The organism is Bifidobacterium sp. LH_389 (assembly GCF_056357235.1).
This window is the reverse complement of record NZ_JBKEVR010000007.1, coordinates 1-23643: the sequence shown is the minus strand read 5'-3', so window position 1 is coordinate 23643 and position 23643 is coordinate 1. Positions and strand designations below refer to the sequence as shown.

Genomic DNA, 23643 nt, shown 5'->3' with positions numbered 1-23643 from the left:
ACCGCAGCAACGCACAAGGAGCACACCGATGAGTGAAGACAACGACAAGTTCGTCCGTCCGGGCATCGACGACCGTCCGGACCTCGACAAGGCACTGACCCCCGAACAGAAGGAGGCCGTGGAGCGTTTGGCCATGCAACCGGGCAACACCAAGAACATCGAGGGGAGCCTGACCGAAACGTCCGTGGCGGACGCGCAGGCCAACGCCGCGAACCTCGCCACCGCCGTCGCCAGCGTGGACGCCGCCGCGCCGGACCTCAACTCCGCGTTCAACGACATGCGCGACCCGATGGTCTCCGCGGACGGCCATCGCCCCACCAAGACGGAGATCATCCGCCTCGGCGTCGGCTTCACGCTGTCCGCCGTGGCCTGCGCCATCCCGTGGGTGGCGCTGAGCTCGCTGATCCTGCCCGAGCTGCTCGACCAGATCGACCCCTCCTCGCGCGATGCCATGATCGGCGCCCTGAACGCCGCCGGATCCGTGGTGGCCCTGCTCGCCAACGTGATCTTCGGCACGTTCTCCGACCTGACGCGCTCGCGCTTCGGCCGCCGCACCCCGTGGATCATCGCCGGCGGCGTGGTGACCGGCCTGTGCGCGCTGTTGCTCGGCGCCACGCACTCGCACGCCGTGATCATGGTGGCCTGGTGCGGCATGCAGCTCGGCTACAACGTGATGCTCGCCCCGTTCGTCGCCACCATGTCCGACCGCGTGCCGGACAAGGTCCGCGGTACGGTCTCCGGTTTCTACGGCGCCGGCATCGCGTGCGGCCAGACCCTCGGCTCCCTCGTGGGCGCGCAGGTGATCAAGGCCGCCGGCCTGTCCACCGGTTTCATCATGGCCGCGTGCATCTTCGGGTTCATCGGCCTGGTGACCGTGATCGTGTGGCCGCGCGAGAAGTCCAGCGTGGACCTGCCGCGCGAGCCGTTCAGCGCCAGGATGCTGCTCATGAGCTTCCGCCCGCCGCGCAACGCCCCGGACTTCTACTACGCGCTGTTCGGCCGCACCATGATGATGGCCGGCTACAACATGATCGTCATGTACCAGCTGTACATCGTCAAGTACTACACGCTCGCAGGCTCCGGACTCAAGGAGCAGGCGCTGGCCGACGAGGCCGCGAACATCATCGCCGTCATGGCCACCATCACGCTCGTGGTGTCGCTGGTCGCCGCGCTGATCGCCGGTCCGCTGACGGACCGGATCGGCATGCGCAAGGTGCCGGTCGCCATCGCCAGCTGCCTGTACGCAGTGGGCGTGCTCATGCCGTGGCTCATCCCGAACGCGTGGGGCATGTACCTGTTCGCCGCGATCGCCGGCTTCGGCTACGGCGTGTACAACGCGATCGATCAGGCGCTCAACGTGTCCGTCCTGCCGAACCCGGACGAGGCCGGCAAGGATCTGGGCATCCTGAATCTGGCGAACACGCTGTGCACGGTGCTCGGTTCGCTGCTTGGCTCCATCGTGGTGGTGATCTCCGGCCAGAACTACATGTGGATCTTCCCGGTCGCCATCGTGCTGGTGCTCGTGGCCGCGTTCCTGATCATGCGCATCAAGAACGTGAAGTAGCCTCGTAACCCTGTAACCCTTGTAACTTCCCTTCTCCCGCGAGGCCCCGGTGGCCGACCGTCCCGCATGCATGCGTTGCCGCGCTGCGTGCGACGGTCGGTGCCGGGGCCTCGCCTCGTTTCCGGCAGCATGTGGGCCCGGGGACCGTTCGGCAGGTGTGCGACCGGCGAGAAAGCGTTTTGCATGACTGGCGACAGTGTGGGCACGCAGTGGGCACAGCGTGGGCACATTGTCACCACCGATCTGAAACGCTTTTGCCCTACGACAGGAGCTAGCGGAAAACAGGTCTGCGGTCCGGACGAACTGGAGGGGCCGTGGCAGCGGATTTGCCCAGTCCGGCCAATGATGGTCGGCGAGTGGTGTCGGAATCGGTTTCTAGGCTGGTGCGCGGAAGAGAAACACAGTGTTTATTCACCGCGAGATAGAGAGGAACCGCCATGAGTGAATCGAAGCAGCCGCAGCAGCCCGCCCCGCGCAAGTTCGTCATGCCCGGGGACGTGTACGTGCGCCCCGGCATCGACGACCGTCCGGACCCGGACAAGGTGCTGTCTGCCGCGGACAAGGCTGCCATCGCGCGCCTGAGCATCCGCCTGCCGCAGAACAAGGCGGAGGCGTCCGTCACGCAGTCCGGCTTGCAGTCCACCCGCATGGCCACCGAGGTGACGCCCGCCGTGGCCGCCGCCACCATCGACGCAGCCATGCCCGACCCGGATTCCGCGTATCTGGACATGCGCGACCCGGTCGTGGCCGCCGACGGTACGCGCCCCTCCAAGGGTGAGGTGCTGCGCCTCAAGCTTGGCTTCGTTGCCGGCGCACTCCTGTGCTCGGTGCCGTGGGCCGCCGCCACCGGCACGCTGCTGCCTGCATGGCTCGACCGCTTCGGCGGCGCCGCGTCCGCAGTGCCCGCATTGTGCCTGCTCAACGCGCTCGGAGCGATCATCGCCTTCTGCTCGCAGACCATGTTCGCCTCCACCTCCGACGGCACGCATTCCAAGTTCGGCCGTCGCACCCTGTGGATCGTGGCCGGCGGGCTGATCACCGGGCTGGCCATGTGGGCGGTCGCCTCGCTCGGCGGGGCCGCGATCCTGCCCCGGCTCGTGGTGATCCTGTGGTGCGTGACGCAGGCGTGCTACGGCATGCTGATCGGCCCGTTCGTCAGCGTGATGGCCGACCGCGTGCCGGACAAGTTCCGCCCGAGCGCGGACGCCTGGTACGGCACCGGGCTCGCCGTGGCGCAGATGCTCGGCGGCTTCGCGGGTGCGCTGTTCGTGGGCCGAATCCATCAGGGACTCACGTGGGGCGCCGCGTCCCTGGCGCTCGCCGGAATCGTGGCCGTGATCGTGTGGCCGCGCGAGAAGTCCAGTCTGGAGATGCGCCTGCCGAGCAACAGCATGGACGACGCGTTCGCATCGCTGAGCCTCAAGGGCAAGGTGCCGGGCTTCCGCCGCGTGTTCTGGTCCCGCCTGTTCCTCATGTCCGCTGTGGGAAGCGTGAGCGTAGTCGCGTTCTTCGTGGCCAAGTACGGCGTGTTCTCCGCGCCTTCCGCGGGGGATGCAGGCAACCTCGACGCCGCGATGCTGGTCGCCTGGATGGGCTTGGTGACGCTGGCCGTGTCCCTGCTGGCCGCGTGGGCGTCCGGGCCGATCGCCGACCGGTTCGGCGCATGGGGGCCGTCGCTCGCCGGCGTGGCATGCGTAGCCGTGGGCGCCCTGCTGCCGATCGCGCTGCCCGGTACTGCGCTGGGTCTGCTGCTGTTCGCCGGATTCGCCGGATTCGGTCTCGGCCTGTTCAACGCGGTGGGTCAGGAGCTCGTGGCCGCCGTACTGCCCGATCCGCGGGACGCCGGCCGCATGCTGGGCACGCTCAATCTGGCCGCCACGCTGAGCGTGGTGCTCGGTGCGCTCGTGGCTTGGGCGGTGTTGGACGCGACCGGATCGTACGCGTGGCTGTTCGCCGCGTCCGCCGTGCTCGCGGCCGTGTCCGCGGCGTTCACGGTCAGCGTACGCGGTGCGTTCGATCGGGCCTGATCGGGTCTGATCGGGCTGTGCGCTGCCGGCCCGGTGCCGTGTGTTAGTGATGGTCTGCTGCATAATGGGCGTATCCATTGATCGATTCGTCTGATCGGCTCGTCGCACAGCCATCGACAACGTTGTGAGAAAGGTTTCGACATGGGCGCATCCATCAGCGATCAGCTCACCTCCGAAGACGCGCAGTGGGCCGCCGTCACCGCCAGCAAACTGGAGGCCAAGTTCGCCGCGGAACGCGAACGGGTCGGCACGCGCATCCCGTACATCGCCGTGGACGGCCGCTATGAGGAAAACATGGCGGAAACATTCCCCGGCTGGTGGACGAACGGATTCTGGCCGGGCATTCTGTGGCAGATGTTCCACGCCACGGGCGACCCGAGCTACATGACGCCCGCCCGCACCATCGAGGAGACCACGCTGGACGGCGTGATCGCCGCCTACGAGAAGCTGGACCATGACGTGGGCTTCCTGTGGCTGCTGTCAGCCGTGGCCGACTGGCGGCTCACCCGCAACGAGGCCTCGCGCGTGCGCGGCCTGCACGTGGCCACGGTGCTGGCCGGTCGCTTCAACCCGATCGGCCGGTTCATCCGCGCATGGAACGAGCCCGGGCGTGAGGGATGGGCGATCGTGGATTCCATGATGAACATCCCGCTGCTGTTCTGGGCCACGGACGAGACCGGCGACCCGCGCTTCGCCGAGGTGGCGCGCCTGCATGCGGACACCATGCTGGCCAACGTGGTGCGTTCGGACGGCTCGTGCAACCACATCGTGTGCTTCGACCCTGCCACCGGCGAGTTCGAGGAGGCTCCGGCCGGGCAGGGCTACGAGGCCGGTTCCAGCTGGAGCCGCGGTCAGGCGTGGGGCGTGTTCGGCTTCGCGCGCGCCTACCGCCACACCGGAGACGAGCGCTACCTCGACGCGGCCAAGCGGATCGCGCACTACTTCTGCTCGCAGGTGGCGCTGACCGGCGGCATCGCGCTCGTGGACTTCCGCCAGCCGGCCGAGCCGAAGGTGTTCGACGCGATCGCCTCCTGCGTGGCCGCCGACGGGCTGATCGAGCTTGCCGAGCTGGTGCCGGACGCCGAGCGCGCGTTCTACCGCCAGTGGGCGATGGTGATCCTGAAGGCCGTGGCGGACAAGGCGTGCGACTTCGACCCGGAACGCGACGGCGTGGTGCAGCTGTGCTCCGACAAGTACCACGACGGCCGCATCCACGTGCCGATCATCTACGCCGACTACTTCCTGCTCGAAGCCGTGCTGCGTCTGCAGGGGCGTGCCGCCGACCTGTGGTGATGCGGCTGCAGTGAGGTTGGCGGCCGCGTGAGACTGGTGATCGCGCGCGAGGCTGGTGACCGCGTGAGGATTGAGCGGATTTCGGCGCGGTATGCGGGTGGCTGACCTTGGCGCGGGGCCTTCGTCGGACGTCCGTTTCGCATGATCGGTCCAAGCTGCGGGCCTTGAATCGCAGGTTGGACCGATCGCGCGAAAAAACGACCCTTTTTGGGGTCAGAAATCGCATGATCGGTCCAACCTGCGGCTGAGAGGGTGCAGGTTGGACCGATCATGCGATTGTGGCTGTGCGACTGCTATTGGATGGTAGCGTTCGGTGGCTGACGATTAGGGGAGGACGGCCGCGGCGGTATGGGGGCATCGCTGCCGGAACGGGGGAGTATGACCCGCGCCTGTGGATGGCGTGTCGCACAGCGGCAATGCGTAGGCAACGGAGTTCTATAGCGTTTCAGGCATTCTGCTTGGCCGCAATGCGATCGGCAATGCACGGCAACACAGACTTTCGGCACAGTGCGATCGTTTCTGATCATTTGCGCGCGCTTGTGTTCATGGCATATATTGTGGGTATTGACAGACGATTCCATGGTTGGTCTCGTAGGTCAATGCAAACGCATCGGCGACGATGCAGGGAAACAGGAAACACAAAGTAGTGGAATAGGGAGGGTACATGAGTACACAACCAGACTCCTTCCGTAAACGCAGCGGAGGCGGATTCGCCCGATCGCTGTCGAAGAAGGCAACCGTAGCAGTGGCCGCCATGGCCATGTTCGCGCCGTTCGTCGTCTCCGGCACCGCAGCCTACGCGGCTCCGGAGGATCCGATCGACGTCGTGGTCAACGGCGCTGACGTGGATGCCGCCAAGGACAAGCCCAACGGCCTGAGCTTCAAGGGTTTCGGCGTGCTGAGCGCCAACTCCACCAGCTCGCTGCTGATGGACTACAAGTCGCAGAACCCGGAAGCCTACTGGCAGATGATCAACGTGCTGTTCGGCGGGGACAACCCGATCATGAACACCGTCAAGGTCGAGATGGGCAACGACCAGAACACCTCCACCGGTCCTAACGCCGCCACCATGCGTTCCGCGGACGAGTACCCGAACGTGGCGCACGAGCCCGGCTTCCAGCTGGCCGCCGACGCCCTGAAGGTCAACCCGAACATCAAGGTGAGCATCCTGCGCTGGCGTTCCCCCGCCTGGGTGCGCAGCAACGACGACGTCTACCACTGGTACAAGAACACCATCCTGGCCGTCTACCGCCAGTACGGCTACATGGTCGACTCCGTCAACCCGCACATCAACGAGTCGAGTCCGAACCTCGAGTGGACCAAGGACTTCGCCAACCGCGTGAAGACCGACGAGACGGGCTTCATCGGCGCCGGAACGGTCAAGGACCTTGACGGCAAGAACGTGCCCGCGTGGAGCAGCGACACCGAAAAGGAGCTCTTCCACAAGATCCGCACCGTCATCTCCGACGAGGTGAGCACCGGCTCCTTCGGCGACGACATGCTCAAGGACGAAGCCCTGCGCAACGCGGTGGACATCGCCGGCTACCACTACAACACCGCCGATCAGGGCAACAACTTCAAGACCTTGGCCGACCAGTACGACAAGGAGATCTGGAACTCCGAGGCTCAGGCCACGTTCTCCGTAACCGCCGACCGCCCGAACAACACCATGAACCTCGGTTCCGGCGAGGGCAACGGTACCAACAACGGCCAGAACAACGGCACGTCCGGCACCGGCATCGGCGGCATCAACTCCGCCCTGGAAATGGCGAACACGTACGTGAAGGGCTTCAATAGCTCCCGCCGCACCAACTTCGTCTACCAGCCGGCCATCTCCGCGTTCTACGACGGCTTCCAGTACTCCTCCAAGGAAGTCATCACCATGCATGACCCGTGGAGCGGCGCCATCAACTGGGACGGCGCGCTCGCCGTGCTCGAGCAGGTCTCCCGCTTCGCGAAGACCGGCTACGACACCGCGAACAACAACGCGGACATCTGGCGCGGCATCCCGCAGGCGTCCCGCAGCGACATCACCGACGGCAACCCGCCGGGACGTGGCAGCTCGTGGAACTCCTCCCGCGGCGGCGCCACCAGCTACATGACGCTGGCCGCCCCGGACAAGTCCGACTTCTCCACGGTGATCGTCAACGACTCCCAGTACGTCAAGACGTACCGCATCAAGGCCCAGGACCTCAACCTCGGCGCCGACGCGACCATGGAGCTGTGGGAGACCCGCGCCGCGGACGCGGGCCAGGTCTACAACGCCAACTACGTCAAGCCGTTCGCCGAGCTCCAGCCCGGCGCCGACGGCTACTACGAGTTCCAGGTCAAGCCGTGGAGCATCGTGACCGCCACCACGCTGGACAACGCCGAGAAGGGCGCCGACGGTACCCTGACCGCGCGCGACGGCAAGGGCTCCCAGGTACCGACCAACAAGGAGTACGTGGAAGGCAACGACTACGCCGTGCTCGACACCGACGACTCCGGCGACAAGAACGGCGACACCTCCAACGGACTGCTGTACGCGGATGACTTCGAGTACACGAACAAGACCGTCGAATCCTACGATCCGAAGACCGGCAAGACGGTCACCGAGGACTACCTCAAGTCCCGCGGCGGCGACACCGGCGCGACCCCGCGCTACACCAACGACACCAACGGCGCCTTCGAGGTCGTCAAGACCGCCGACGGCAACCACGTGGTGCGTCAGCAGGTGGGTCCGGGCATGTACAACGGCCCGTGGAACGGCGGAGCCTGGAACGGCGGTGATCCGGTCACCACGATCGGCGACTACCGCTGGGCCAACTACAAGGTGTCCACGGATGTGCTGTTTGAGGCCGGCACCGGCAACGTGACGGTGGGCGCCCACCAGTGGGGCAACAGCTCCAACGGCAAGAACGATTCCGCGTCTCAGCTGCGCGTCAAGCCCGACGGCTCGTGGGACCTCATGCGCTTCGGTACGGTGCTCCAGTCGGGCAAGGCCGAGAACTTCAAGACCGGCGCGAACCAGTGGAACAACATCGCCGTCCAGATGCTGGGCAGCGTCACCACCGCGTACATCAATGGCGAGGAAGTGGCCACCTACACCGATCCCCAGCCGCAGCTCAACGGCCGCATCCAGCTCGGCTCCAGCTTCGACTTCGTTCAGTTCGACAACCTGAAGGTGGAGCGCATCGACGGCGCCACCCCGTACTACACGGATCTGCTCGACAACATGCACCAGCGCAGCTGGGAGGACAACGCCACGGCGCTGCTCGCCTACAACGAGAAGTGGCAGCACCTCAACGGCCAGGGCATGTACATCTACAAGCGTTCCGTCTCCAACTCCACCGCCAAGGGCGCGACCCTGACCTACACGTTCACCGGCACGGGCATTGACCTGCTCGGCGCGAACAACGGCAAGGCCAAGCTCAACGTGACCGTGGACGGCACGCAGATCGCCGCGAACGCCGCGACCATCGCCTCCGACAACGGCAAGCCGACCACGTACTCGCTGCGCGGTCTGGAGAACGGCAAGCACACGGTGACCTTCGAGACCGCCACCGACGACGCGATCGCCATCGACGCCGTGGGCGTGGTCAAGGCCACCGCCAACGACGCCGCGAAGGTGGATACCAAGGCGCTTTCCGAGGCGATCGCCTCCTACGCCGACCTCAATGCGGACGATTGGAACCCGGACACGTGGGCCGTGTTCCAGGCCAGCCTTGCCGTCGCCAAGGATGCCGTGGCTGACCCCGCCGCGTACGGTCTGGACGCCGAAGGCGCCGCTGCGCTGCTCGCCCGTCTGACCGACGCTCGCAAGAACCTAGTGGACAAGTACATCAGCCCCGAGATCAAGCAGATCGGCCTGACCGCCGCCGTGGCCAAGGGCGGCGAGCTGCCGAAGACCGTGAAGGTCGACGGCAAGGACGCTGCGATCACGTGGGATGAGGGTGCCGCCGAAGCCGTGGCCAATGCGGGCGCCTACACTCAGGCAACCATCACCGGCGTGACCGACGACAAGATCGACGGCACCTACCGCTACCGCGTTTCTGCCACCGTGGAAGTGCTGCCCTCGCTCAACATCGAGTACTTCATCGACTCCGGCGTGACCGGCGACCAGACCTCGCCCGAATACGCCGCGGTGAAGGCCGCGATCCCGGGCCTGCGCAATCAGGCGGCCGACCAGAAGGCCGGCGACTGGGGCTACGGCGCCAACGCCGTGGTGAAGGGCGGAGCCGACCTCAACAACAAGTACGCGACCGGTCTGTACCAGAACGGCAAGACCCTCACGTACACGCTGCCGCTCGAAGCCGGATCCTACAACCTCGTTGCCGGATTCACCGAGTGGTGGAGCGGCGAGAACCGTCCGATGAAGCTGCAGGCTTCCTGGACCGAAGACGGTGAGACCAAGACCGTTGACGGCTCCCAGATCGCCAGCATCGGCACTGCGGGCAAGACCGCCGACGGCACCGTGGCCTTCACGCTTAAGGCCGACGCCACCGTGACGTTCAGCGTGCTGTCCAACGGCGGCAAGGATCCGGTGATCTCGTGGCTCGCCGTGGAGAAGCAGCCGACCAACCTCGGTGTTGTTGCGGTTACCACCGGCGATTCGCTGCCGAAGACCGTCTCCTACGACGGCGCCGACGTTCCGGTCACCTGGAACACCGATGCCGTGGCCGCGTTCGCCGCCGCCGAGCCGTACAAGACCCTGACCCTCGCCGGCCAGGCCACCGTGAACGGCAAGGCGCAGACCGTGACCGCCACCGTTGAGCCGATTCCCGCCGGCCTGACCTACTACATCGATTCCGGCACCAACGGCACCGACTCCCCGCAGTACCTTGCGGTGAAGAACGCCGTTCCGGGCCTGCGCAACGACAAGGTGGATCAGGTGTCCGACGCTGCCGACAAGTGGGGCTACGTCGCCGATCAGATGAAGGTCAAGTCCAACACCGACATCAACGACAAGTACTCCACGGGCCTGTATCAGGACAGCACCAAGCTGATCTACCGTCTGCCGCTCGAGGCCGGCACGTACACCCTCACCGGCGGCTTCGCCGAATGGTGGAACCAGTCTCGAAACATGTACCAGACGGTGAACGTTGGGGACAAGGAACTCGTCAAGGGTTCCGTTCCGCTCTCCGGCTCCAACACGCCGCTGACCGAGTCGCTGACCTTCAAACTCGACAAGGCCGCCACCGTGGAATACGTGGTGACCAACGATGGCGCCGGTGGTCAGAAGCCGGTGATCAGCTGGGTGGCCGTGGCCGCCAAGCAGGTTGCCGACACGACGACCCTAAAGGCCGCCGTGGCTGTCGCGGAGCAGTACGAAGAGGCCGACTACACGCCGGAATCCTGGGCTGTGTTCGCTACGGCGCTTGCCGCCGCGCAGGACGTCCTTGCCAACGAGGATGCCACCCAGGAAGAGGTGAACGACGCCGCGGCTAAGCTGCTCGAAGCCGCCGCCGCGCTGGTCAAGGCCGAGAAGCCCGCGCCGACCGTCAACAAGGCCGTGCTCAACGCGGTGATCGAGGGTGCCGCCAAGCTCAACGAGAAGGACTACACGCCCGAGTCGTGGAAGCCGTTCGTCAAGGCGCTGGCTGCCGCCCAGAAGGTTGCCGCGGACGATTCCGCCACGCAGGACGCCGTCGATGCCGCCGCGACCGCACTGGTCAAGGCGCAGAATGATCTGGTGCCCGTGACGCCCGAGCCGGAGTCCACCCCTGTGGACAAGACCTCGCTCAACAAGGTGATCGCCGCCGCCAAGGGCGTGGACCTGTCCGCCTACACCGAGGATTCCGCCAAGGCGTTCTCCGAGGCGCTGGATGCCGCCGAGAAGGTTGCCGCGGACGATTCCGCCACGCAGGACGATGTGAACGCCGCCCTCGAGGCGCTGGTCAAGGCACAGGCCGGTCTGACGGTCAAGCCCGCTCCGGAACCGGAACCGGCCGACCGCACGGTGCTTGACGCCGCCGTGGCCGCCGCCGGCAAGCTCGCCGAGGCCGACTACACCGCCGCCTCCTGGAAGCCGTTCGCCGAGGCTCTGGCCGCCGCCAAGGCCGTGCCCGCCGACGCCGATCAGGCCACCGTGAACGCCGCCGCTGCCGCGCTGGTCAAGGCGCAGGCCGCGCTGGTGAAGCTGCTCAAGATCGACGGCCTCAAGGCCGCCGTGGAGAGCGCCTCCAAGGCCGACGAGAAGGACTACACGGCCGAGTCGTGGAAGCCGTTCTCCGAGGCGCTGACGGTTGCCAAGGACGTGCTCGCCCGCGCCGAAGCCTTCAACGGCGCCGACGCGAAGACCCGTGCCGCCGCTCCGACCCAGGCCGATGTGGACAACGCCGTGAAGGCTCTCGTCGAGGCGCAGGCCGCGCTGGCCCCGGTCAAGGGTGAGCCCGCGCCGAAGCCGGAACCGGAGCCGACTCCGAGCACCGTGGACAAGACCGCGCTCAAGGCCGTGGTCGATGCCGCCGCGAAGCTCAGCGAGAAGGACTACACCGCCGACTCGTGGAAGCCGTTCGCCGAGGCTCTGACCGCAGCCAAGGCTGTGCTGGCCAACGACAAGGCCACCCAGCAGGACGTCACGGACGCCGTGTCCGCGCTGTTCGACGCGGTCGCCGGGCTCACCAAGCCCGCCGCCACGCCGGAGCCCGCCCCGGCCGACAAGACCCTGCTGCAGGCCCTGGTCGACTCGGCCGCCGCCGCTCAGGAGAAGGACTACACCGCCGACTCCTGGAAGGCGTTCGCCGAGGCTCTGGCCGCCGCGAAGGCCGTGCTGGCCGACGCCAACGCGACCCAGCAGCAGATCGCGGATGCCGGCAAGGCCCTCTTCCAGGCCTACGGCGCGCTCGCCAAGCCCGAGACCAACGTGCCGACCGAGCCCGGCAACGGTGACCAGAACGACACCGACAAGGGCGAGGGCAACAACGGTGGCAACACCGTGAACGGCGACGAGACGGTCGACACCACCGGCAAGGACAACCAGTCTGATCAGTCCGGCGACAAGGCCTCCGACGCCGGCAAGACCGCTGACAAGCAGTCCGGCAAGAAGCAGTCGGGTCTGGCCTCCACGGGTACCGCCGTGGCCGGTGTGGCCGCTCTGGCGCTCATCGCCGCTGCATGCGGTGTGGTGCTGACGCTGGCCCGTCGCCGCCGCGACTGACCGTAAGGTCCGTATAACTGTGGTCGCGCGAATCCCCGAGGTTCGCGCAGACCGCACGGCCGACTCGGGTTCCCGATGGCGGAGCACGAAGGCCGTATGAGGTAAGGCTTGCCCCTCCTCCCTAGGGCGGTCCGAGCAGAATTTCTGCCCGGGCCGCCTGTTTTTATGCCCGGAATGGTCGATGGGGGCAGACCGTGGGGTGGACCGGGGCCTACCCATTCCGACAAACTTTCCGGGGTATTTCCCGGGCGACTGGCGGAATTTCAACGATCGGGACGGAAATACCTTCGAAAGTTTGCCAAGACGGGCGGCAAGATTCGGTCTAGTTGCGCAACTCATGATCAAAACTGATCATTTGCGTTTGAAGTTGCTCGAAGGTAAAGTATGAACCGAGAGCGACAACGAACTGTCGCGCTCGATCGAAACGTTAAGGCAAGCAAGAAAAATCCCACTGCATATACCCACATCAACGACGGTTTTAATGGTTGGTTCACTTGATGTCGAAACGTCCGATAGGAAACACAAGGTAGTGAAACGAGGAAATATGAGGGAACGAAGCGGTCCTCAGCAATCCCGCCTAGGCACAGGCGATGGTGCCGGTCTCAACGCCGGACGCATGAGGCGATTCGCGGTCATGGCTACCGCGGTGGCCATGTTCTCGCCGTTCGCGGTCAGCGGGACGGCACAGGCGGCCGATGTGCCGGCGAACGACGGAACGCCCGTCGTGCAGGACGTCTCGATTGCGCCCGGCACACTCTGGAAGGACACCGCAGGTGAAACCCTTCAGGCGCACGGCGGATCCGCCAATCTGGTACACGAAGCCGATTTTAACTATGACGTAAACGGCGATGGCGACACCCAGGACGACATCTACCTGTTCTACGGCGAGAACAAGGCCCTGAGCGGCAAGCCCGGCATCAACGGCTACTGGTCCACTGATCTGGTGAACTGGCACAACATGGGTACGGTCGTCACCTCCCACAACGTGCTGCCCCATAAGGTCATCACCATCGGAGCTCCGGGCACGAAGGAGTCCTACACGGACTTCAACGGCAAGACGTACACCAAGGACACCATCACCGACGCGGACGGCACCGTGAAGCACTACGGCGACTCGGGTGAAGTGTCTCAGCCCCGGTTCGCCGTGGTGAGCGAGGAGAACCTCGCCGAGCTCAAGCGCCTCGCCAACCTCACGCCGGAGGAAGCCAAAGCGGAGGGCGTGGAAGCCGAGGCCGAACAGTCCCGCACGTTCATCAAGCCGTACGTGAACACGTGGAAGGACGGCAAGGTTGACGGCGTGGCCGAAACCTACGACGAGGATGCCCTGAGGGTCGGCTTTGAATTCCTCTACGGTCCGTACAGCGTGGTGGAACGCCCGAAGATGATCTACAACGCGCACACCCAGCAGTTCGTGATCGCCTTCCATTCCGACGGCACCCTGGAGACCAACGAACCGCGCAACGCGTGGATCGAAGGCTGCGCGGCCACCGGTACCGTGGACTGCACGGAATACGACAAGACCAACTCGAACCGCGGTTCCCGCTACTCGCGTGCGCAGATCGGCTTCGCCGTCGCCAGCACGCCGTTCGGCCCCTTCAAGATGGTCAACTCCACGCGTCTGAACACCTACGTTCCCGAGGAGCGCCCGAACGGCATCGCCGTGCGCGACTCCGGCATGTCCCGCGACATGACCGTGTGGGTGGACAAGGGTCATGACGTCAACAAGGATGGCGTGGAAGACGCCTACGCGGTGTACTCCTCCGAGCAGAACGCGAAGATGTACATCTCGCTGCTCAACGCCGACTACACCGGCCCCATCAAGACCGGTGCGCAGCCGCTCGACTCCGGCGTGTGGCGCGGCCGCGTGCTCACCGAGAACTCCCGTGAGGCGCCGGCCATGTTCTACCACGACGGCTGGTACTACATGGTCACCTCCGGCACCAACGGCTGGAATTCCACCCCGGTGACCTACTACCGCGCCAAGAGCATGCTTCAGGCGGAAACTTGGCAGCCGATGGGCAACCCGTTCGTCGGCGATAGCTCTTGGAACGGCTGGGATTCCCAGCCCACCTACATGCTGGCCCTCGACGAGAACCGCATCGTGTACATGGGCGACCGCTGGAACGCCAGTAAGCTCGGTGATTCCAAGTACGTGTGGCTGCCGATCGAAATGACCGGCAACGAGTCTGCTCCGCTGCGCATCGAAGGCCGCGCTTCCTGGAATCCGTTCGACGCTTCCCTATACGTGGCGCCGAAGGACTACGGTTCGCTGGTGCTCGAGCACGGCTCGCTCCTGCCCGCCACGCTGAAAGTGGACGGCAAGGACGTCGCCGTGACATGGGCCGACGGCGCCGAGGATCAGGTCGCCTCCGCGGCTGCCGGCGATACGCTGCAACTCATGTTCAAGGTGGACGGCGTGCGCTATGCCGTGACCGTGCAGGTGATCGCCGCCGGACTGACGTACTTCATCGACTCCGGTGCCAAGGACGAGGCCTCCGCCTCCGAGTATGCCGCCGTGAAGGCCGCCGTGGCCGGACTGAAGAATGCCGCTCCCGATCAGGCGTCCCCTGCGGGCGACCAGTGGGGCTACATGAACGAGAACATCGTGGTACGCAACGGCTCCGACAAGGACGACAGCGGTCTGTACACCAACAACAACGGTCCGACCATCTCCTACCGTCTGCCGCTGGCGGCCGGCTCCTACACCATCGACGCCGGATTCAAGGATTGGTGGGCGCAGTACACGTCCAAGCGCACGGTGAATCTGACCGTGGCGGACGCGTCCGGGAAGACCATCGGCGAGGGCGATAAGGTGACGATCACCGACGCCAAGCAGCAGAAGGACACCACCGGTTCCGTATCGTTCACGATCAGCGAGCCGCAAACCGTTACGTTCTCCGTAACCCGTGCTGCCGATTCCGCCGCCGACCCGATCCTCAGCTGGCTCACCGTGGCCAAGCAGACGGTCAACGTCGGTTCGCTCGGCGCCGTCAAGGCGGGCGACGCGCTGCCGGCCACCGTGAAGGTGAACGGCGAGGACGTCAAGGTGACCTGGTCTGCGGCTTCCCTGCGTCAGTTTGCCGCCAAGGCCGATGTATCCGAGCGCCTGACCGTTCTCGGTACGCTCGAGGGCGGGCAGCCGGTCAGCGCCACCGTGCAGACGGTTCCCGCCGACACCGTGTATTGGATCGACGCGGGCGCCAACACGTCCGATGGCGCCGACTATCAGGCCGTGAAGGCTGCGGCTGGCGAGACCCTGCTCAACGCCGTGGCCGACCAGAAGTGGGACGGCTCCGCTGCTTCCGCCACGTGGGGTTACTCCGGTGGCTCCGGCCAGGATGCGACCGGTGACGCCAACGACTGGCAGTCCTCGTACCGTGGCATTCAGTACGATGCGCAGCAAGGCTACATCACCTACCATCTGACGCTGGACAAGGGCGAGTACCGTATCGGTACCGTCAACGCCCCGCGCGCCGGCGGCAACACCGCGTACTACACGACGTACACGATCGACGGCAAGGAAGCGGCTGTACGGCTGTCCGGCTCCGCCAACGGCGTGCCCGGCTACCTCACGCAGACGGTCACCATCCCAGCCGACGGTACCGTGCTTGACGTGACCTTTGGCACCAACGGTTCCGACGGGTGGAACGCGCGCCTTGCGCTGGTGTGGGCCAGCCGCGTGCGTGCGGACGTCGCCGCCCTGCAGGATGCGGTCGATGAGGCTTCCGCCTTGGTGGAGAGCGACTACACGGCTGAGTCGTGGGCTGCGTTTGCCGCGGCGTTGACGGCCGCCAAGGATGTGCTGAACGATGCCGGTGCCACGCAGACTCAGGTGGATGCTGCGCTTGCGAAGCTGGCTGCCGCGCGTGAGGCGCTGGTGAAGGCTGACAAGGTCGCTCCGGTGTTTGCCGGCGTGGCCGACGTGACGGTGGACTTCGGTGCCGCGTTCGATCCGTTGGCCGGGGTGACCGCTACGGATGACGTGGACGGTGACGTGACGGCTGCGATCAAGGTTGCCGGTGCCGTGGACACGTCCAAGGCCGACGCGTACGAGCTGACGTACACGGTGGCGGATGCCGCGGGTAACGTGGCGACCGCGAAGCGCACGGTCACCGTGAAGGCCAAGCCGGTGACTCCGCAGCCCGTGGACAAGACTGCCCTGAACGCGGCCATCGCGGACGCCGAGACGCTCAAGGAGTCGGACTACACGGCCGCCTCCTGGAAGCCGTTCACGGAGGCGCTGTCTGCCGCCAAGACGGTTGCCGCGAATGCCGACGCCACCCAAGCCCAGGTGGACGGCGCGCTCACCGCACTGACCGTCGCCCGCGAGGCGCTCGTCAAGGCCGAGCCGGTGACCCCGCCCGCGCCGGACAAGACGGCTCCGGTGCTCTCCGGCGTGGCTGACGTGACGGTGGACTTCGGTGCCGCGTTCGATCCGTTGGTCGGTGTTTCGGCCAAGGATGACGTGGACGGCGACGTGACGGCTGCGATCAAGGTGTCCGGCACGGTGGATACTGCGAAGGCCGGTTCCTACACGCTGACCTATACGGTGTCCGACAAGGCCGGCAATACGGCGACCGCGAAGCGCACGGTCACCGTGAAGGCCAAGCCGGTGACCCCGCAGCCCACGGATAAGACCGCTCCTGTGTTTGCCGGTGTGGCTGACGTGACGGTGGAGTTCGGTGCCAAGTTCGACCCGCTGGCCGGGGTGACCGCCACGGATGACGTGGACGGTGACGTGACGGCTGCGATCAAGGTGACGGGCTCCGTGGATACCGCGAAGGCCGGTCCCTACGAGCTGGTCTACACGGTGTCTGACAAGGCCGGCAACGTGGCGACTGCGAAGCGCACAGTCACCGTGAAGGCCAAGCCGGTGACGCCGCAGCCCGGTCAGCCCGGTGAGCCGGGTCAGCCGGGTCAGGACGGCAAGCCGGGTGAGCCGGGGCAGAATGGCCAGGACGGTCAGCCGGGTGCCAACGGTCAGGACGGCAAGCCCGGTCAGGACGGCGCTGCTGTCAACGACGACCAGAAGGTCGACCAGAAGTCGGATGCCGGCAAGACCACGGACTCCGGCAAGAAGCAGGCTGCCGCGACGCCGCAGACCGGTGTGGCCGTGGCCGGTGTGGCCGCGTTGGCGCTGATCGCCGCTGCATGCGGTGCGGTGCTGACGCTGGCCCGTCGCCGTCGCGACTGAGCCTTGCCGTAAGGTAGGCCCGCCCGGGGCGTGTCGGATGGAACGTGTGTCCGTCCGGCCCGCCCCTTTTTATGTCCGGACGGACAGTTTCATGCTCGGGCGGCTATTGGGGTGGTCGTCTCCCGGTCTGGTCTATTCCTTTTGACAAACTTTCCGGGGGATTTCCCGGTCGGATGGCGGAATTTTAACGGTCAGGGCGGAAATGTCCCCGAAAGTTTGTCAAGTCAGGAGGCCGGACGGTCTGATCCGTTGGTTGACCGTCCGCCCGGTCTGTCCAGTCAATCGGGCTGCCTGGCCGGCCAGCCCCGCAGAGCCGTCCACCCATCGAGACGTTTTCCCGGCCGCGCCCATTTAGTGAAACGGCCCAATTGTTACAAGGGTGTTTCGTGTTAGATTGATCACGGTTTGCAGGACAAAATCCTCGTGTGTAACAACCGCAGGAACTATAACTTCACCAACAAACTCAAAGGAGTGCCAATCATGGCAGCAACTATCTGGTACGAGAAGGACGCCGACCTGTCCGTGTTCGACGGCAAGAAGGTCGCCATCCTCGGTTACGGCTCTCAGGGTCACGCCCATGCGCTGAACCTGCGCGATTCCGGCGTCGACGTGGTCGTCGGTCTGCGCCCGACCTCCAAGTCGGTCGAGTTCGCCAAGGAGCAGGGCCTCGAGGTCAAGCCGGTCGGCGAAGCCGTCGCCGAAGCCGACGTGGTCATGATCCTGCTGCCCGACCAGTATCAGGCCAAGGTCTACAAGGCCGAGGTCGAGCCGAACCTGAAGCCTGGCGCTGCTCTGGCCTTCGCCCACGGCTTCAACATCCACTACGGCTACATCAAGCCGTCCGAGGACCACCCGGTTTTCATGGTCGCCCCGAAGGGCCCGGGCCACATCGTGCGTCGTGAGTACGCGGCCGGCCGTGGCGTCCCGGTCGTCGTGGCCGTGGAGCAGGATCCGGATGGCAAGACCTGGCCGCTGTGCCTGGCTTACGCCAAGGCCCTCGGTGCCCTGCGCGCCGGCGCCATCAAGACTACGTTCAAGGAAGAGACCGAGACCGATCTGTTCGGCGAGCAGAACGTCCTCATGGGCGGCATCAACCACCTGTGCGACATGGGCTTCGACGTCCTCACCGAGGCCGGCTACCAGCCGGAGATCGCCTACTTCGAGGTGTTCCACGAGCTCAAGATGCTGGTCGATCTGGCCAACGAAGGCGGTCTGAACAAGGCCCGTTGGTCCTGCTCCGACACCGCCCAGTACGGTGACTACACCTGCACCGTGATCAACGAGGAGACCAAGAAGCGCATGGAGTACCAGCTCAAGCGCATTCAGGATGGCTCCTTCGCCAAGGAGTTCATGGACGATCAGGCCGCCGGCGCCCCGAAGTTCAAGGAGCTGCAGGAGAAGTTCTCCCACCCGCACCTGGAGACCGTCGGCCCGAAGCTGCGCGCCATGTTCTCCTGGAACAACGGCCCGGCCAAGGACGCCGATGAGGCCAACTCCTTCACCGGCAAGATCGCTCGCGCCCAGGTTCAGTGAACCAGAGCCATGCGTTGGTGCTAGCCGACCCATCGCATAGCGCGTAAGCGTTCAGTCAGGAAAGCCGCCGCTCCCGTTCGATTACCGTTCGGGACGGCGGCTTTTCCATGCTCGCTCGGGCGCCGCACGGCCCTTGCGCACCCAACTGCGAGGAGCCGTATTACGCTAGGAATTGACGGCTGTGACAGGCGAAAGGAGCGCGGCATGGTTGACTATTACGTGGCAGGACCGTTCTTCAACGAACGGGAGGTTGCCAGCATGGAACGGCTCGAAGCGGTGCTGGAAAGCTACGACAAACAGCTGTTCAAGCCTCGGTTCGTCAGCGAAATCGACGAGGTGGGGCCGCGTAAGTGCTTCGAGGACGACTGCGCAGGCATTCTGGCCTCGAAAGCGGTCATCGCCAACCTCATCGACGACGATCCGGGCACCATGTTCGAGATCGGATTCGCATACGGCCACGGCATTCCGGTGTATGGGTATCTGGAAGGGCTGACCGCAGGCAGCACGATCAACCTCATGATCGCGCAGGCCGTGGAAACGGTGTTCTCCGGCCCGGACGACCTTGCCCGCTGGCTGGAGACCGGCACGCACGACGAGCCGGAATTCAAGCAGTTCTAACGCATATGAAAATGATCGGATCCGGTGCACTGCGAAACCATATGGTCTGCAGCGTGCCGGACCCGATCAATGCTCAATCAGATGGATCAGGCCGCGTATGCGACGGAATGACCGTAGCGAATCAGTCTTCCTGAGCCTCGGTGGTGGCTTCGGCATCCGACCCGGCGGAGGCCTTCCTGCGGCCGCGGTGCTTCATGGTACCGGCAACGGCGTCATCCACGGCGAAGATCACGGCCTTCTCGCGCGGGTAATCGGTACCTTCCACGGACTTGTAGGCCACCTCGCCCTCGGGCGCCTTGTCTAACGGGAAATAGCGCAGCACGGACTCCAGCACGATCGGGGTCTTGACGGACACGGACGTGGTCTGCTTGCCTTCCGGACGGCTGAACTTCACCGCGTTCACGTCGCCCTTTTCGCACGGCGTGATGGCTACGCGGCGGGTGCGCTCGTTGATGAGCACCTTCACGTATGCCGGGTAATCCAGCGCCTCAGCGGTGGCCTTGTTGAAACGAATGGCGGTTTCGGTGACGGTCATGACGGTCTTCAGCGGCGGAACGGTAAGGCTGATTTCATTGAATCCCTGCAGCAGTGCGGCCATGGTAATGCTCCTTCAATCATGCACGCGAATCGATGTTTTTCACCGCAAGTATAACATTCCTTTTTGCAACAGTATTCTCGGCGGAAATGCATCAGGCTATGCATGGTGTTTTGCAATGCGGTAATGCAACAGAGAATGCGTGCAGAGAATGCGGAAATGCGGCAAGGAAAGCGTTGGCAATAGTGGCATTCGCAGTCATTCGGCAAACGTGTTATGTGCTCCGTTGATTGGTATGCAATGTCAGACAGCCGAGCTCGCTGGAGTGGCAGCAAAGGCGTCCGCGGTGCTGCTGAATGGTTCAGCGGTATGATGCCCGGTGCATTCGGTAGCGGTCGGTTGGCCTCTATTTCGCATGATCGGTCCAACCTGTACGCTCGAAATTGCAGGTTGGACCGATCATGCGAAAAACGGGCCCGTTTGAGGCCGATTTTTCTACCGATCGGTCCAACCTATGTTTTGCGGGGCGTAGGTTGGACCGATCATGCGAAAAAAGAGGCGGAGCGACGCGGCGCGACGGGCAGAGGACAGGGCACGGGGCACAGGGCATAAAAAATCCCGGGAACCTTGCGATTCCCGGGATTTGAAAATCAAAACCCTGAATTATGGGATCAGATCAGCGCTGTGATTCAGCGGCTGTTCTGCTTGCGGACAGCCATGGCAGCGGCGCCGGCGGCGAGCAGCAGAACCGCGGCAACCGCGTACGGAGCCACGGAAGCACCGGTCTGAGCCAGAGCGGAGCCGTCGGAAGCGGCGGTGTCGTCAGCCTTCGGAGCGCCGGTGGCCGGAACCTCGGCCGCGGTGCTGTAGGTCTTGCCGGAGTTGGCGCCCTTGGCCGTGACGGTCACCTTGCCGCCGTTCTCCGGAGCCTTCTGGGTGAGCGTGAGCTTGAGGTTCAGAGCGCCCTGAGCGTCGGCCTTGAACGTGTAGGTCTTGTCGGCAATCTGAACGACGTTGGACACATAATCGGTGTCAACCGTGACGTTCACGGTCTCGTACGGATCAAAAGCACCGGCCTTGTAGGACACGGTGACGGTGTTGCCGGAAACGGTGGCTGCGCCATAGTCCTCGGCGAAAGCAGCGGTGGTGCCAGCGCTGACAGCAAACAGCGCGGCCACGGCGGCGACAACCGCCATGATCTTCTTCTTCAGTCCCTTCATGGGTTTCACTCCTTAGTTATGCGGGGGGGGTATGTTACAGCCCTCACCTTTTGGCAGTCGTGAGGGCAACGCCCCTCGGCGAGGCCTTTCCCCCTTACGCGATACCAACCATACCACTCTTCATGACAATGGGAAATCCCCGAGATGACGCCTATATGAACTGTCCGTGACCGGCGGATGCAAAACCGTGCAAAACCGTAGGGGGAATGGCCTTGTCCTCTGTTGGTTGAGATACCCCCCAAATGGGCGATTTTCGGCGTGTCGCAGTGCCGGATCGTTAGCGGACGGCGACGGCAATGGCGTTGAACGCGGCGACGATCTCGTTGTGTGCCTCGACGAATGCCGGCATGTCCTTGCCTTGCGGGTCGTCCACATTCCGGACGGCCGGCAGCATGGGGCGTACCAGATCCGCGTTGGCGATCACCGATTCGAGCCGTTGCGCAGGCGTCTCTCCCTGCACATAGCCGGCCTTGGCGCAGTAGGTGCACGCGTTGGCGAAATCCGGCAGCACGAACGTGCGGCGGTTGCGGGTCGGTGCCGTGGTGACGATGTCCGACCGCTGCGTCTTGTCGAAGCATAGGATGAGATCCGCGTCCTGCGCGATCTGTGCCGTGATGCGGCGGGCGCGGAAAGCGCTCGGGTCAATGCCGTCATGGCGCATCAGGGCACCGGAACGCGTGGCGATGGGATGGCCGGTCAGTCCGTGCGTGCCGGCGGAGGCCACGGTGATGGCAGGGTCGGCAATGAAGCGCGGGAACAGCAGCTCGGCCATGGGGGAGCGGCAGATGTTGCCCGTGCAGACAAACAGAATGTTCACGCGCACGATTGTAGGCGCGCGGTGCGTCGTGCGTGGCGCGTGGCGTGCGTGGCCCGGAACGCCTATGACGTAGGATGCGAGGGAGAACGTTGTGACGGCACGCGGAATCGAGGCGAACGGCATGGGTGATATCGGCGGAATGCGGTTGGCGGTGGCGATCGTCCTTGTACTGCTGGCCGTGGTGGGCGTGTGGATGTGGGGGTACCGCACCGGCCGCATGCTGGAGGAGGAGAGCGGTCGCGAGGCGATGCGTCGCGTGGAGCGCGAATCGTCCCTGTTCGGCGACGACGTTCCGGTGCGCGAGGCGGAGCGCGGGCTGATCGAGGTGATGCCCAGCGCCGTGGTGATCGCGGACGTGCATGGCATGGTCCGCTACTACAGTCCCGGCGCCCGCCAGCTCGGCGTGGTGCAGGGCGGGTGGCTGTCTTCCCGCGAGGTGGAGGACATCATCATGCAGGCTGCCGAGGGCGGCGAGATCAGCCAGCGCGAGGTGGACATCCCCATCAACTACCCGGCCGGCGTGCGCCCGCATCCGCAGATGAGCGGCCGGGGCATCAAGGCGGGGGACAAGGCGCCCAGCGATACGCTGCACTTGCGCATCCGGGCCGGGCGCATCACCGAGCAGCTGTATGCGGTGCTCATCGAGGACGTGAGCGAGCAGCGGCGGTTCGAGGAGATGCGCCGCGACTTCGTGACCAACGTCTCGCACGAGCTCAAGACGCCGGCCGGGGCCATCAGCCTGCTGGCGGAGACCATCACCGACGCGGCGGACGATCCGGACATGGTGCGCTACTTCTCCGGGCGCATCAGCAAGGAGTCGGAGAGGCTCACCGAGATGGTCAAGCGTCTGATCGACCTGCAGAAGGCCCAGAACAACCAGGTGCTCAACCTGTCCGCGGCCAACGTGTCCGTGCTCAAGGTGGTGCGCGAGGCCGTGCAGGAGAATAGCGTGCAGGCCTCGAACAAGCACATCGGCGTGAACATCTCCTTCAACGGGCGGTCCGTGGCTTCCACGGCGTCGGAGGCCGCGATGCGGGGCGAGCGCGGGGACGCGACCGTCTTCGTGGACGAGGAGGCGCTCACCACCGCGGTGAAGAACCTCGTGGAGAACGCCATACGCTATTCGCCGGAGCATACTGCGGTGGGCGTGGGTGTGGGCGTGGACAGTGGCCGCGTGACCATCCGCGTGGTGGATCAGGGCATCGGCATTCCGGCGGATTCGCTCGACCGCATCTTCGAACGCTTCTACCGCGTGGATCCGGCGCGTTCCCGGGCCACCGGCGGCACGGGGCTGGGGCTCTCGATCGTCAAGCACTGCGTGCAGGAGTGCGGCGGCACGATTTCGGTGTGGTCGCGCGAGGGCGAGGGCTCCACGTTCACCATCGAGCTGCCGGAGGCCAAACCGACGGAGACGAAGCCGACGGACCCCAAGCCGGCGGATTCCAAGCCGAAGGAAACGGCCTGACGACCCTTGGGGCAGATCGGCAGGAACGGCGAAACTACGCTGTTTTTAGGGGAATTATGTAGTTCTTGCCGGTCGTGCGTGCAGAACGGCCGCAGGGATGCCTCAGACTCACGAAAAGGCAAACGGGATGCGAGGTGCCTCATTTGAAAGTGAGCGCGTAATCCGGAGTGGTGCCTCACTTGGGGTGAGCGCGAAATCCTAGTCCCTGTCGGCTTGCGGGGTTTCGTCGTCTTCCGGTT

At 65.0% G+C, this 23643-nt stretch carries 11 protein-coding genes; 8 read left to right on the top strand and 3 right to left on the bottom strand.

The window, feature by feature from the left end:
• Positions 1–28: 28 nt before the first annotated feature.
• The 7 genes from AC1AZA_RS08000 to AC1AZA_RS07970 all read left to right on the top strand — a co-directional run bounded on the left by AC1AZA_RS08000 (position 29) and on the right by AC1AZA_RS07970 (position 19367).
• Positions 29–1564, top strand: a complete 1536-nt coding sequence (locus tag AC1AZA_RS08000) for an MFS transporter (protein ID WP_476514138.1) — start codon at positions 29–31, stop codon at positions 1562–1564.
• A gap of 437 nt (positions 1565–2001) precedes the next feature.
• Positions 2002–3591 (top strand): MFS transporter, encoded by a 1590-nt coding sequence (locus AC1AZA_RS07995; protein ID WP_476514137.1) that lies wholly within the window; start codon positions 2002–2004, stop codon positions 3589–3591.
• 141 nt (positions 3592–3732) lie between these two features.
• The gene (locus tag AC1AZA_RS07990) at positions 3733–4884 is read left to right on the top strand and encodes a glycoside hydrolase family 88 protein (RefSeq protein ID WP_476514136.1); all 1152 of its coding nucleotides are present in this window, start codon (positions 3733–3735) and stop codon (positions 4882–4884) included.
• A 664-nt stretch (positions 4885–5548) separates the two neighbouring features.
• The gene (locus AC1AZA_RS07985) at positions 5549–12022 is read left to right on the top strand and encodes a 3-keto-alpha-glucoside-1,2-lyase-like domain-containing protein (RefSeq protein ID WP_476514135.1); all 6474 of its coding nucleotides are present in this window, start codon (positions 5549–5551) and stop codon (positions 12020–12022) included.
• A 634-nt stretch (positions 12023–12656) separates the two neighbouring features.
• Positions 12657–17216, top strand: a complete 4560-nt coding sequence (locus AC1AZA_RS07980; RefSeq protein ID WP_476514134.1) for an immunoglobulin-like domain-containing protein — start codon at positions 12657–12659, stop codon at positions 17214–17216.
• A 480-nt stretch (positions 17217–17696) separates the two neighbouring features.
• Positions 17697–18749, top strand: a complete 1053-nt coding sequence (gene ilvC, locus AC1AZA_RS07975) for a ketol-acid reductoisomerase (RefSeq protein ID WP_476514133.1) — start codon at positions 17697–17699, stop codon at positions 18747–18749.
• A gap of 204 nt (positions 18750–18953) precedes the next feature.
• Positions 18954–19367, top strand: a complete 414-nt coding sequence (locus AC1AZA_RS07970) for a nucleoside 2-deoxyribosyltransferase (RefSeq protein WP_476514132.1) — start codon at positions 18954–18956, stop codon at positions 19365–19367.
• A gap of 121 nt (positions 19368–19488) precedes the next feature.
• Here AC1AZA_RS07970 and AC1AZA_RS07965 read toward each other — a convergent pair whose 3' ends face one another.
• From AC1AZA_RS07965 to AC1AZA_RS07955, 3 genes are all read right to left on the bottom strand, one after another.
• Positions 19489–19965, bottom strand: coding sequence for a hypothetical protein (locus AC1AZA_RS07965; RefSeq protein ID WP_476514131.1), 477 nt, complete (start codon positions 19963–19965; stop codon positions 19489–19491).
• Between the two features lie 626 nt (positions 19966–20591).
• Entirely contained in the window at positions 20592–21122 is a 531-nt protein-coding gene (locus AC1AZA_RS07960) for a hypothetical protein (RefSeq protein ID WP_476514130.1), read from the bottom strand.
• Positions 21123–21399: 277 nt separating this feature from the next.
• Complete coding sequence (locus AC1AZA_RS07955) at positions 21400–21939, bottom strand: arsenate reductase/protein-tyrosine-phosphatase family protein (protein ID WP_476514129.1); 540 nt, start codon at positions 21937–21939, stop codon at positions 21400–21402.
• A 139-nt stretch (positions 21940–22078) separates the two neighbouring features.
• Here AC1AZA_RS07955 and AC1AZA_RS07950 point away from each other — a divergent pair, with 139 nt between their 5' ends.
• A complete protein-coding gene (locus tag AC1AZA_RS07950) occupies positions 22079–23404 on the top strand; it encodes a sensor histidine kinase (protein ID WP_476514192.1) in 1326 nt (441 codons plus the stop codon).
• Positions 23405–23643 lie beyond the last annotated feature (239 nt).

Coding starts and splice junctions, on each gene's coding strand:
- AC1AZA_RS07950 (WP_476514192.1), top strand. CDS start 22,079: ATGCGGTTGGCGGTGGCGATCGTCCTTGTACTGCTGGCCGTGGTGGGC.
- AC1AZA_RS08000 (WP_476514138.1), top strand. CDS start 29: ATGAGTGAAGACAACGACAAGTTCGTCCGTCCGGGCATCGACGACCGT.
- AC1AZA_RS07995 (WP_476514137.1), top strand. CDS start 2,002: ATGAGTGAATCGAAGCAGCCGCAGCAGCCCGCCCCGCGCAAGTTCGTC.
- AC1AZA_RS07960 (WP_476514130.1), bottom strand. CDS start 21,122: ATGAAGGGACTGAAGAAGAAGATCATGGCGGTTGTCGCCGCCGTGGCC.
- AC1AZA_RS07990 (WP_476514136.1), top strand. CDS start 3,733: ATGGGCGCATCCATCAGCGATCAGCTCACCTCCGAAGACGCGCAGTGG.
- AC1AZA_RS07985 (WP_476514135.1), top strand. CDS start 5,549: ATGAGTACACAACCAGACTCCTTCCGTAAACGCAGCGGAGGCGGATTC.
- AC1AZA_RS07965 (WP_476514131.1), bottom strand. CDS start 19,965: ATGGCCGCACTGCTGCAGGGATTCAATGAAATCAGCCTTACCGTTCCG.
- AC1AZA_RS07970 (WP_476514132.1), top strand. CDS start 18,954: ATGGTTGACTATTACGTGGCAGGACCGTTCTTCAACGAACGGGAGGTT.
- ilvC (WP_476514133.1), top strand. CDS start 17,697: ATGGCAGCAACTATCTGGTACGAGAAGGACGCCGACCTGTCCGTGTTC.
- AC1AZA_RS07980 (WP_476514134.1), top strand. CDS start 12,657: ATGGCTACCGCGGTGGCCATGTTCTCGCCGTTCGCGGTCAGCGGGACG.